At 61.5% G+C, this 12,155-nt stretch carries 11 protein-coding genes; 7 read left to right on the forward strand and 4 right to left on the reverse strand.

Going from position 1 to position 12,155, the window contains the following annotated elements; all coding sequences use genetic code 11:
• Positions 1-104 precede the first annotated feature (104 nt).
• Entirely contained in the window at positions 105-1,028 is a 924-nt protein-coding gene (locus HNO86_RS25645) for a TIGR03571 family LLM class oxidoreductase (RefSeq protein WP_175379717.1), read from the reverse strand.
• A 234-nt stretch (positions 1,029-1,262) separates the two neighbouring features.
• On the opposite strand from HNO86_RS25645, the gene mrdA reads away from it, so the two are divergent.
• Positions 1,263-3,155, forward strand: coding sequence for a penicillin-binding protein 2 (gene mrdA / locus HNO86_RS25650; protein ID WP_175379718.1), 1,893 nt, complete (start codon positions 1,263-1,265; stop codon positions 3,153-3,155).
• A gap of 13 nt (positions 3,156-3,168) precedes the next feature.
• On the opposite strand, the gene HNO86_RS25655 is transcribed toward mrdA, so the two are convergent.
• Positions 3,169-4,128: a LysR family transcriptional regulator gene (locus tag HNO86_RS25655; protein ID WP_175379719.1), complete on the reverse strand. Its 960-nt coding sequence runs from the start codon at positions 4,126-4,128 to the stop codon at positions 3,169-3,171.
• Positions 4,129-4,282: 154 nt separating this feature from the next.
• Between HNO86_RS25655 and HNO86_RS25660 the strand changes: the two genes are divergently transcribed.
• The 6 genes from HNO86_RS25660 to HNO86_RS25685 all read left to right on the forward strand — a co-directional run bounded on the left by HNO86_RS25660 (position 4,283) and on the right by HNO86_RS25685 (position 9,808).
• Positions 4,283-5,584, forward strand: a complete 1,302-nt coding sequence (locus tag HNO86_RS25660) for an MFS transporter (RefSeq protein ID WP_175379720.1) — start codon at positions 4,283-4,285, stop codon at positions 5,582-5,584.
• Complete coding sequence (locus tag HNO86_RS25665; RefSeq protein ID WP_175379721.1) at positions 5,581-6,336, forward strand: class II aldolase/adducin family protein; 756 nt, start codon at positions 5,581-5,583, stop codon at positions 6,334-6,336. Before HNO86_RS25660 ends, HNO86_RS25665 begins: the two co-directional genes overlap by 4 nt.
• Entirely contained in the window at positions 6,333-7,262 is a 930-nt protein-coding gene (locus HNO86_RS25670; RefSeq protein ID WP_175379722.1) for a glyoxylate/hydroxypyruvate reductase A, read from the forward strand. The genes HNO86_RS25665 and HNO86_RS25670 overlap by 4 nt, the downstream gene beginning before the upstream one ends.
• Before the next feature lie 151 nt (positions 7,263-7,413).
• Positions 7,414-8,793: an MFS transporter gene (locus tag HNO86_RS25675; protein ID WP_175379723.1), complete on the forward strand. Its 1,380-nt coding sequence runs from the start codon at positions 7,414-7,416 to the stop codon at positions 8,791-8,793.
• A gap of 18 nt (positions 8,794-8,811) precedes the next feature.
• Complete coding sequence (locus tag HNO86_RS25680) at positions 8,812-9,204, forward strand: RidA family protein (protein ID WP_175379724.1); 393 nt, start codon at positions 8,812-8,814, stop codon at positions 9,202-9,204.
• Entirely contained in the window at positions 9,197-9,808 is a 612-nt protein-coding gene (locus HNO86_RS25685) for an RraA family protein (RefSeq protein WP_175379725.1), read from the forward strand. The genes HNO86_RS25680 and HNO86_RS25685 overlap by 8 nt, the downstream gene beginning before the upstream one ends.
• On the opposite strand, the gene HNO86_RS25690 is transcribed toward HNO86_RS25685, so the two are convergent.
• Together HNO86_RS25690 and HNO86_RS25695 are read right to left on the reverse strand one after the other, a co-directional pair.
• Positions 9,805-10,722 carry a LysR family transcriptional regulator gene (locus HNO86_RS25690; RefSeq protein WP_175379726.1) on the reverse strand — a complete coding sequence of 306 codons (918 nt, stop codon included), beginning with the start codon at positions 10,720-10,722 and terminating at the stop codon, positions 9,805-9,807. The two genes, HNO86_RS25685 and HNO86_RS25690, sit on opposite strands and share 4 nt — an antisense overlap.
• 103 nt (positions 10,723-10,825) lie before the next feature.
• Complete coding sequence (locus HNO86_RS25695; protein WP_175379727.1) at positions 10,826-12,154, reverse strand: TolC family outer membrane protein; 1,329 nt, start codon at positions 12,152-12,154, stop codon at positions 10,826-10,828.
• Position 12,155: the final 1 nt, after the last annotated feature.

The following is a 12,155-nucleotide window of genomic DNA, read 5'->3' on the forward strand; positions in this document are numbered from 1 at the left end:
AGATTAAATTCCGAAACCCCAATTGCGAAAGCAGTTGGGGTTTTGTTTTTGCGCGAGAAAAATGGTGCGCGAAAAAAGGGCAGCCCAACGACTGTCCCAGCACATCAGTGAAACTTCGGCAGTACGTGTTCTGCGATCTCCTCGATGATCTCCCCGACCGGACGTTCGCTACGGCGTAGATGCAGGCCAATATGCTGCACTCCCGCCTCTCGCAGTGCCTGGAGTTCATCAATCAGCGCCAGGCGCCCGGTGCTTGCGCCGAAGTGAATACGCCGCATCGGCGCATGTGGATTGGCCGCCAGATCCAGATGCACAAAGCTGATGTAAGGCTTGTCACCGCCCACCTCACGCCACAGCCCGACCCGACGACGATGTTCATCCGGCGTCCCCGGATAAGCCAGCCAACCATCCATGTGCTGACCAATCCAGTCTGGAGATTGCTGCCCAAGACCCGCCACCAGCATAGGCGCCGACTGCTCGCGCTCCGGAAGCAGACGCGCACCCGCCGGCAAACGACCTTCCCCCTGACTGCGCAACAACTCAACCGTCTCGCGAAAAACTTCGCCACGCTGATCGTAATCCACGCCAAACAATGGATATTCCATCGGCCGATCACCGCTGGCCACGCCCAGCAGCAGGCGTCCATCGCTCAACTCATCGATGCTATTGGCCGACTTGAGCGTCAACCAGGCCTGCCGCAACGGAAGCACGACCGCCGCCGTCCCCAACATGATGTTGTCGGTAATCCCGGCCAAATAACCCAAGTATGAAAAGGTCTCGAACACCTGCGCAGCATCGCCGAAGTGAGGGTCGTAGACCGGTACATCCCGAACCCACAAGGCACGGAATCCGGATTGGTCAGCCAGGCGCGCCAAGGTGGAGTGCTGTTTCAGATCAGGCACACCAAAGGGGCGACCCTCGGCAACCCGTAATCGCTGGCCATCACTCGACCAGTCATTATCAAGCGGTAGCTCAAGTCCGATGGAAAACCCTTTCGAACCCAGTAATCGTTGAAATCGTGGATGCATGAACGTCTCCAAAAAACGCAATAACAGGCATCCAGTATCTCTAGCGCAATCACCAGGAAAAACGCACGAATGGGAATATCAATCTTGAGTAAATCGCACGAATCTCGACACCAGGTACATTAAAGAAATCTCACAAAGTGACCGGACCGTTTTTGCTATGGTGCAGCTCATTTTTTCCACGGAATGATTCAAGCCCCAAGGATTGGCGCCTCCTTCAAAAGAGTTGCAACAGAAATGCCCGAAGCAATCCCCATCAAGGACCACGAAAAAGAGACTCGCCTGGTCAACAAAAGACTGATGGCCTGCGCCCTGTTCGTTGTCGCCATTACCTGTGCGCTGGTAGTGCGCATGTATGTCCTGCAGGTGGTCGAGTTCGACTATCACTCCACCATCTCCGAAAACAACCGCGTCCACGTCCTGCCGATCACTCCCACCCGTGGGCTGATCTATGACCGCAATGGCGTGGTGCTCGCGGACAACCGCCCCAGCTACAACCTGACCATCACCCGCGAACGGGCCACTGACGTCAAGCAGGAGCTGGACGAGGTGGTCAACCTGTTGCACCTGCCGCCTGAAGATCGCACGGTCTTCGACAAGGCCATGAAACAGGCCCGCCACCCATTCGTACCGGTGACGCTCTTCTACGAGTTGACCGAAGAGCAGATCGCGATACTGGCCGTAAACGAATTCCGGCTCCCGGGCATCGACGTCGAACCGCAATTCGTGCGCCATTACCCGTACGCAGAACACTTCGCCCATTCCATCGGCTACGTCGGCCGCATCAATGAGAAAGAATCCAAGACACTGGATTCCGTTGAGTACCGTGGTACGCAATCCATCGGCAAGACCGGCGTGGAAAAATTCTACGAATCCGAACTGCACGGCCACGTTGGCTACGAGGAAGTCGAGACCAACGCCCAGGGCCGCGTGCTGCGAGTGCTCAAGCACACCGATCCGATTCCGGGCAAAAACATCGTACTGAGTCTCGACGTCAAACTGCAGGAGGCCGCCGAGCAGGCCCTGGGCGATCGTCGCGGCTCTGTCGTCGCACTCGATCCGTCGACCGGTGAAGTGCTGGCCATGGTCAGCAAACCCAGCTTCGATCCGAACCTGTTCGTCACCGGCATCAGCTTCAAGGAATACGCCGCGCTGCATGACTCCATCGACCGGCCGCTGTTCAACCGCGTGCTACGCGGCCTCTACGCCCCGGGTTCGACCATCAAGCCGGAAGTGGCCATTGCCGGACTGGACGCCGGCATCGTCACCCCACAGACCCGCGTCTTCGACCCCGGCTACTACCAGCTCCCCGACTACGATCACAAGTACCGCAACTGGAACCACAGCGGCGATGGCTGGGTGGACATGGACGCGGCGATCATGCGCTCCAACGACACCTACTTCTACGATCTGGCCCACAAGCTGGGAATCGATCGCCTGCATGACTACATGGCGATGTTCGGTCTGGGTGAGAAAGTCTCCCTGGACATGTACGAAGAATCCCCGGGTCTGATGCCTTCCCAGGCCTGGAAGCGCGCCACGCGCCGTCAGGCCTGGTTCCCCGGCGAGACTGTGATCCTCGGCATCGGTCAAGGCTACATGCAGGTCACGCCGCTGCAACTGGCCCAGGCCACGGCGCTGATCGCCAACAAAGGCGTGTGGAACCGTCCGCACCTGGCGCAGACCGTCGATGGCGTCGCGCCTGTGGACGAGCATCCGATGCCGAACATTCTGCTCAAGGACCCTCGCGACTGGGAGCAGGTCAACCACGGCATGCAGATGGTGATGCACGATGCCCGCGGGATCGCCCGGGCAGCGGCGGCGGGGGCGCAGTACCGCATCGCCGGCAAGAGCGGCACGGCGCAAGTGGTGGCGATCAAGCAGGGCGAGCGCTACAACCGCGAGAAAACCCGCGAGCGTAACCGCGACAACGCCTTGTTCGTCGGCTTCGCTCCGGCGGAACATCCGAAGATCGTGATTTCGGTGATGATCGAAAACGGTGAGGCCGGTGGTCGCGTTGCCGGCCCCGTGGTGCGGCAGATCATGGACGCCTGGTTACTCGATCAGGACGGTCACCTGAAACCGCAATACGCCGCCCCGAGCAAAACCCCGGGCGATCCTCACGTGTAAACAGACGAGAGCTTCACAGCACCGGCTCACGAATACTGAGCATGTGCTGGAAGCTCTCCAGAAACACCGTTTCCGCCTGACTCATCTTCTGCTCGCGATTCCACAGCAGCTGGATATCGAAATCCACCACGCCATTTTCCGGTGGCAAAGGCCACAGCAGGCCCTGTTCCACATCCCGGCGCACCAGATGCGTCGGCAAACAGCCAATGCCGTAACCTGCGCAGATCAAGCGGTAAATTTCCTCGAAACTGGTGGAGGAGGCGACGATCTTGCCGGTGAAGCCTTGTTGATCGCGAAACAGTGTCAGCGGTGACAGATTGCCGCCCAGCTGATCACTGGTGAAGCTGACGAAGTTCTCCGCCGACAACTGCTCCAGGGTCAGGTTCTCCTGCCCGAACAACCGATGCCGCTGGCCACAGAAGTAGGCGTAGGTCTCACGAAACAGCACCCGTTGTTCCAGTCGCGGTTGCGGCAAACGGCACAGACCGACGCCGACGGTCGCGGTCTTTTGCAGCAGCGAACTGATGATGTTCGAGCTGCCCATCACCTCGACTTCCAGTTCGATTTTCGGGTGGGTTTCATGGAAGTCCGCAAGGAATTCATCGTAGTGCCGCGCCTGCACGCCACTGACGGTGAGGATGCGGATCTTGCCCACCACGTCGTCATGACGGCTCTCCACCACCGTGCCCAGACGCGAAATATCGCCATAGATATCCGCCGCAATGCGCAGCACTTCCTCACCGGTTTCCGTGAGATCGAAGCGTCGCCCGCTGCGGGCAATCAGCACGCATTCCAGCTGTTCCTCAAGCCGTTTTAGCGCCTGGCTCACCGCCGACTGCGTGATGTGCAGCCGAGCGGCGGCGCGGCTCATGCTGCCTTCCTGACCAATCACCAGATAGGTGCGCAGCAAATTCCAGTCAAGCCGGTCATTCAGAAAACGCCGGCCGACCCAAGGGTTGGCGCCAGAAGACATAAAACTCCATGTAGTAGCAGAGCTAATAGTAAGGATAAGGATTTGAAAATTGACTAATCCTGGCACGGAAGCGATAAAGCCCACAAGCGCCACAGAGCGCAACCGTCAGCCGCCTTAACACCTGCCCAAAACTATAAGTACACAGGGTCCTTGCATGCACACTACGCCCCAACCGCGCCGAGCCGCGGCCGCCGCCTTCATTGGCACGACCATCGAGTTCTACGATTTCTACATCTACGCCACCGCGGCGGCGCTGGTGCTTGGGCAAGTGTTTTTCCCCAGCAGTGATCCGGTGATGAGCACCCTGGCGGCCTTTGGCAGTTTCGCCGTTGGCTTCATCGCCCGTCCCATGGCCGGGATGGTGTTCGGGCATCTGGGCGATCGCCTGGGCCGCAAGAAAATGCTGCTGGTGACCATGGCCCTGATGGGCGTCGCCACGGCGGGCATCGGCATGCTGCCCAGCTACGCCAGCGTCGGCATCTGGGCCCCCGTGGGCCTGATCGTGCTGCGAGTGATCCAGGGCATTTCCGTTGGCGGCGAGTGGGGCGGTGCGGTGCTGATGGCCAGCGAACATGCGCCGGTCAAACGCAAGACCTTCTACGCATCGTTCGCCCAGCTCGGCAGCCCCGCGGGTTTGCTGCTGGCCCTGATCGCCTTTCGCCTGGTGACGTCACTGGAGCCGGATGAATTTCTCGCCTGGGGCTGGCGTCTGCCGTTCCTGTTCAGTGGCGTGTTGATGATGGTCGGGCTGTTGATTCGCTCCGGGGTTCACGAGTCGCCGGAGTTCGCCAAGGCGCAGACGAACAACGAGACCGCCAAGTACCCGGTGATGGACGTGATCCGCACCTGCTGGCGGCAGATCCTGTTCGCGGCCGCCGCCGTGACCATCGGCTCGGCCGGGTTCTTTTTCACCAACACCTTCATGATCACCTACGTGACCCAGTACCAGGGTATCGCGCGCTCGACCATTCTCGATTGCCTGTTCCTGGTGACCATCATCCAGCTGCTCTCCCAACCGATCTCGGCGCTGCTGGCCGAACGCATCGGCGAAGACCGTTTCCTGAAATTGGTCGCGCTGCTGTGCATGGTCACGCCGTACCCGATGTTCCTGCTGGTGGGCACGCAAAACATCCTGCTGATGACCCTCGGCATCGCCATGGCCGTGGTGATTCTGTCGGCGCTGTACGCGGTGATCGCCGGCTACATGACCCAGGCTTTCCCGGTGCATCTGCGTTACTCGGGGATTTCCATCGCTTACCAATTGGCCTGCGCCGTGGCCGGTGGCACCACGCCGCTGATCGGCACGCTGCTGGCCAGCAAGTTTTCCGGACAATGGTTGCCGCTGGCGGTGTTCTTCACCTTGCTCTCGGCCCTGTCCCTGATCGGTGTTTGCGGCCTGGCCCGCCTGCGCGCCAACCCGGTCGTCACCCACGCTGTCAAAGAGGTGTATTCGTGAGTAAACCCGCACACATCGACCCGGTCGAATGGCAAGCACGTTGCGAACTGGCGGCACTGTATCGCCTGGTCGCGCACTTTCGCATGACCGATCTGATCGACACCCACATCACCCTGCGCATACCCGGGCCGGAGCATCATTTCCTGATCAACCGCTACGGGGTGATCTTCGACCGCATGCGTGCTTCGGATCTGGTGCGCATCGACCAGGAAGGCCGCGTGGTGGACCCTGAATACACAGGCCATCGGGTCAATGCCGCAGGCTTCGTGATTCATTCGGCGATCCACATGGCGCGCCCGGACCTGAACTGTGTGATCCACACCCACACCGCTGCGGGCATGGCGGTGGCGGCGCAGAAACAGGGCCTGCTGCCGATCACCCAGCACGCGCTGAAGTTCTACGGCAAGCTGGCCTATCACACCTACGAAGGTATCGCCTTGTCGCTGGACGAGCGTGAGCGTCTGATCGCCGACCTCGGCCCGCATCGGGCGATGATCCTGCGCAACCACGGCTTGCTGGTCGGTGGCTCGAGCGTGGCCCAGGCCTTTCAGGAAATTCACTTTCTGGAGCGTGCCTGCCAGGCGCAGGTCCAGGCGCTGGCCGGTGGTTCGGAGCTGCATTACCCCTCGCCGGAAGTCTGCGCGCACACCGCCGAGCAGTTCGACCGCGATGAGCAGGACAACATCATCGACCTGGCGTGGCAGGCGGCTTTGACCCTGATCGAATCCCAGCGTGAGTCCTATCAGTCATGAATACCGTGGTCCTGCTGTCCCGCGACAATGTGCTGCTCAAGCAACTGCAGGCCGCGTTCGCCCGCAGTGCACCGCAACTGACCACGGTGCTGGCCGATGACCCGCGGGCCGTCGACGCACAGATGGCCGCGTGTTGGTTTCCGTTGCCGGGCAGCCTTGCAGTGTTGCCCAACCTGCAGGTGATTCACTCGGTGGCGGCCGGCATCGATCACCTGGATCACGACCCGTCGTGCCCGGACCTGCCGATCTGCCGCGTGGTCGATCCCGGCCATCGCCAGGGCATGACCGAGTACGTGCGCTGGGCGGTGATTCACTATCACCGGGGCTTCGATCAGGTGCTGGCGCAACAGCGCGAGCAGCGCTGGGAGCGGCCGCTGCAACAGACGGCGGGGCAGTTCAAAGTCGGCGTGATGGGGCTCGGTTCGCTGGGCAGCGCCATCGCCCTGGACCTGGTCGCAGCCGGTTACGACATACGCGGCTGGGCGCGACGCTGCAAGGATCTGCCGGGCGTGCGCACCTTCGCCGGGGCGCAGGAACTGAACGGTTTTCTCGACGGCGTCGAGTTGCTGATCAACCTGTTGCCGCTGACCAATGAGACCCGCGGCATTCTCGGGCGCGACACTTTCGAAAAGCTGGCCAACGGCGCGGTCCTGGTCAATTGCGGTCGTGGCGGTCACCTGAATATCGACGACCTCGAACAGGCACTGACCCGAGGACAGCTGCGCGGCGCCTTGCTGGATGTCTTCGAGCAGGAACCGCTGCCGGTCGACGACCGCCTGTGGACGATGCCCGGCGTCACTATCACCCCGCACATGGCCTCGGCAGCTTCCCATGACTGCATTGCCGAACAGGTGGCGGAAAACTTCCGTCGATTGCATGTCGGCGAGCCGTTATTGAATTGCGCCGACCGCCTTTTGGGTTATTGAACTCACTGTTATTGAAGCAAGCGTTACTCCAACAACAACCAAGCCCTGCGAACTCGCCCACTTAATTAGTTGGGCGAGCCATAACAACACACTTCGCCTCAACCGTTTTACTGCCAGTTCAAAACAATTAAATAAATTCCTGGAGACAGTGATGAGCGATCTATCGTCCGCAGAAAAGTCCGGCGCACCGCCGCACGTTGCCATCAGCATGAAGAAAGTCGCGGTGGCCAGCGTGATCGGCACCACCGTGGAGTGGTACGACTTGTTCGTGTTTGCCACGGCCTCGGCGCTGGTATTCAACAAAGTGTTCTTCCCGGATTTCGTGCCGCTGATCGGCACGCTGCTGGCCTTCGGCACGTTCGCGTCGGCGTATCTTGCACGGATTGTCGGCGCGGCATTGTTCGGGCATTTCGGGGACCGTTTGGGACGCAAGTCGATGCTGTTGATTTCGCTGCTGACCATGGGCGCCGCCACTTTCGCCATCGGCCTGTTGCCAGACTTTGCCACCATCGGCATCTGGGCGCCGATCCTGTTGCTGCTGCTCAGGGTCGTTCAAGGATTGGCCCTGGGCGGCGAGTGGGGCGGAGCGGTGTTGATGGCGGTGGAACATGCGCCGGCCAACAAGCGTGGCCTCTACGGTTCCTGGGTGCAGATCGGAGTGCCCGCCGGGACCCTGATCGCCAACCTGGCCTTCCTGCTGATTGCCGCCTGCATGTCCCCCGAAGACCTGTTGGCCTGGGGCTGGCGCATTCCGTTTCTGGCCAGCGTGCTGTTGATTGCCGTCGGTTTGTACATCCGCCTGAACATCTCGGAAACCCCGGCCTTCAACAAGGTCAAGCAAGCCGACGTGCAGGTGAAAATGCCGCTGGCCGAAGTGTTCCGCAAGTACTGGAAGCAAGTGGTGCTGGGCGGCGTCGCGACCATGTCCACCGGCGCATCGTTCAACATCATCGTCGCCTTCGGCCTGACCTACGGCACGCAGAACCTGGGCTTCAGTCGCAGCCTGATGCTCGGCGTGGTACTGCTGTCCTGCGCCTGGTGCATCGTCATGTTGCCGGTGTTCGGTGCGCTCCCCGACCGCTTCGGGCGCAAGCCGATCATCGTCGGCGGCATCCTCGCCGAAGCGCTGGTGGCGTTCCCGATGTTCTGGTTGATGGACACCAAAGAGCTGTCCTTGGTGGTCTTCGGCTACCTGTTGCTGATGACCGCGTTTGCCGCCAACTACGGCCCCATCGCGACTTTCCTTGCCGAACTGTTCGGCACCCGCGTGCGCTATTCCGGGTTGTCCATCAGCTACATGCTCTCCGGCCTGCTCGGCAGCGCGGCTACGCCAATCGTCACCACCGCCTTGCTGGCCGCTACCGGCAAAGGCTCATCGGTGGCTTGGTACATGATCGGCGCCGCGCTGATTTCCCTGGTGGCGCTGTTGCTGCTGACCGAGACCTTCAAGCAGGACATCAGCGAAATCCCCGAAGCCGCCGCCAAAGACGACACGACCCTCGACAAACCTTTCAAATCGGCTGCGGCCTGACTCAAGGAACCCATCAGCATGCGCAGAATTCAATCGGCCCCGGGCTACATCGGCCCGGTCGGTCCTTACTCACAGGCGGTGGTCAGCGGCCACCTGGTGTTCACCGCCGGGCAGATTCCGGCCCGCGACAACCTTGACGAGCAGCCCGCGGATTTTCCCGAGCAGGTGCGGCAAACGCTGCGCAATCTGGAAGCGATCCTGATCGAAGCGGGTTCGGATTTCAGCCACGTGATCAAGGTCAACGCCTACCTGACCGATCCGGCGCAACTGGAGCCGTTCAACGCGGTGTATCGCGAATTGCTCGGCCACGCGCCACCGGCCCGCACCACTGTCTGCGTGGCGCTGTGGGGCGTTTCGCTGGAGATCGACTGTGTCGCCGAATTGATAAACTGGGAGCCGCAACATGGATGAGTCGCAACTGATCGAACAGCTCAAGGCGGTGAGTTTTCCGACCCTGGGGCATTTTCTCGAAGAGGGTTTCGCCGACCCGCAACTGCGCGCGATGGTGCCCAACGTGAAAGTGGTGGGCCGCGCATTGACCCTGAAACTGAGGGGCGCCGACGCCATCGCCGTCAATCAGGCCCTGGCGCAAATCAGACCGGGGGATGTGCTGGTGATCGACACCGATGGCGATCATCGTCACGCTCCGGTCGGTGCGGTCACCAGTTGCGCGGCGCAATGCGCAGGGGCGGTGGCGATTGTGGTGGACGGTGCGGTGACCGACCTGTTGGAACTGCGCGAAGGCGGGCTGCCGGTGTTCGCCCGTGGCACCAGCCTGTTGACCACCAAGCAGCACGGTCGCGGCGACAGCCTGATCAATCAGCCGATCCACTGCGCGGGCGTGATGGTGAAGGCAGGGGATTGGGTGTTGGCTGACGACAACGGCGTGTTGTTCCTCGACACGGCAACTGCAGCAGAAGTCATCGAGCGGGCCCTGGCTTCGGATCGCGCCGAGCCCCGCCTGCTCGAACGCCTGCGGGCTGGTGAGCCGATCGGGCAGGTGTTGCGCGTCTAGTCGGTGAGCCGTTGCTGCAGGCTTTCGAGAAAGATCGTCTCGGCACGGCTCATGCGCTGTTCGCGGTTCCACAGCAGATGAATGTCCACATCGGCAATGCCTTCGTGGGGCGGCAGGCGCCAGAGCAATCCGGCGTCGACGTCGGCCGCCACCACGTGTTCGGGCAGGCAGCCGATACCGAAGCCGGCGATCACCAGTCGCCGGACTTCCTCCAGGCTCGGCGATGAGGCAACGATGCGTCCGCTGAAGCCCTGCTGATCACGAAAGATCGTCAGCGGCGAGAGCATGCCGCCGATCTGGTCGCTGGTGAAGCTGACGAAATTCTCCTTCTGCAAATCCCCTTCGACGACGTTCTGTCGGCCGAACATCCCATGGTGCTTGCCGCAGAAAAACGCATAGCGCTGGCGCAGGAACAAGCGCTGTTCCAGACGCGGTTGCGGGCGGCGGTTGAGGCTCAGGCCCAGGGTCGCGGTCTTTTCCTGAAGGGCGCTCACGATGTCGGAGCTGCGCATCACCTCGACCTCCAGATCGACTCGCGGATGTTGTCGATGGAAGTCGGCGAGGAAGTCATCGAAGCGCTCGGAAAAGATCCGGCTGATGATCAGCAGGCGTACCTTGCCCATCACTTCGTCCGCTGGCTGTTCCAGCGCGCTGCTGACCTGGGACAGCTGGCCGTAGATCTCACCGGCCAGGGCGAAGATCTGCTCGCCGGCTTCGGTCAGGGCAAAGCGCGGTCCGCGACGGGCGATCAGTTGCCGGCCCAGCTGTTCTTCCAGACGCTTGAGCGCCTGGCTCACCGCCGGTTGCGTCAGGTGCAGGCGGGCGGCGGCGCGGCTGATGCTCAGCTCCTGGCCGATCACGCGGAAGGTGCGCAGCAGGTTCCAGTCCAGGCGGTCGTTGAGCAGGCGTTGCATAGGCGGTCATCAAAATCCGGGAAATGAAGGATCCCCGACCCGTTGCAAGCGCAGGGGAGGGTCGCAGGATCCTAGCATTGTCAGGCGTGCAGCACAGGGGGATTCAGTTGGTGACCAGCAGCTCGGGGCCCAAGTAGGCGTTGATCTGATCGATATCGTCATCGCCCAGACTGCCCACCGAAGAGGCCAGGCGCAGGCGCGACATCAGGTAGCGCAGCTTGGCTTCGAACAGATCGTGGCGGGCGACGAACAGCAGCTCTTCGGCGTTGAGCACGTCCGAGTTGGTGCTGGTGCCGCCTTCCTTGAAGCCCTTGCGGGTCGAGGCCAGTGAGCGTTCGTTGGACAGCACGGCTTTCTCCAGCGCACGCACCCGTTTGGCGCCGCTCTGCACGCCGGCATATTCACGAGTGGTGCCGGAGATCACTTCCTGACGAGTCGCGTCGAGTTCGTCCTGGGCCTTGTAGCTGTTGGCGGCCGCCTGGCGAGTCAGGGCGCTGACACCGCCACCGCTGTACAGCGGGAAATTCACTTCCAGGCCGATCGAGCCATAGTGGTTGCGTTGATTGATCTCGGTGATCGATTGGCTCTCGCCCGCGGTATAGCCGGCGATGAAGTCCAGTGTCGGCCAGTGCCCGGCCTTGGCCCGCTTCACTTCTTCATCGGCGAGGTTCTGACTGTAGCGACGCGCATGAATCAGCGGGCTGTCGGCCTGGGCCTTGACCAGCCAGTCCTGCAGGTTGCTCGGCATCAGCGGCGGGGTGTCGAAGCCCGGTTGCAGGGTGGTCAGCGATTCAGGGGTTTCGCCGATGTATTCCACCAGCTTGCGCAGGGCGTTGACCAGGTTGTCCTGGGCTTCGATCAGTTCGGCGTCGGCCAGGTCACGGCGCGCGGCCGATTCGTCGACATCGGTGATGGTGCCGGCGCCCAGTTCATGGCGGCGTTTCGCCGAAGCCAGCTGCTCCTCGAAAGCGGTCAGCTTGGACCGGGCCAACGTGATGGTTTCACTGGCCAGCAGCGTATCGAAGTAGCTTTGCGCCAGACGCACCGCGGCGTCCTGGCTCTTGGCATCGAACACCGCGACGCTGTAGTCGGCGCGTTGCTGACCCTGGCGGTACTCGGCCATTTTCTGTTTGTTGAACAGCGGCTGGCGCAAGCGCACGTTGGCGCCCTTGGAGTCGTAGTGCAGATCGTTGTCGACGCCGTTCTGGCGTTGCGAGCCATTGACCTTGTTGTTATACGCCGAGGCGTTGACCTGCGGCAGCAGGCCGGCGGTGCCGATGGCGCGGTTTTCCGCACCGGCTTGCTTTTCGTGGATGGCGGCCTGATAGATCGGACCCTGGTACTGCAACAGATCCCAGGCTTGCTTGAGGTCCATGGCGGGGGCTGGCAGGGACAGCCCCAGAAGGCAGAGGAGCAGGCAATGACGTTCCATT

Source organism: Pseudomonas sp. C1C7, assembly GCF_013359595.1.
Lineage (GTDB): Bacteria > Pseudomonadota > Gammaproteobacteria > Pseudomonadales > Pseudomonadaceae > Aquipseudomonas.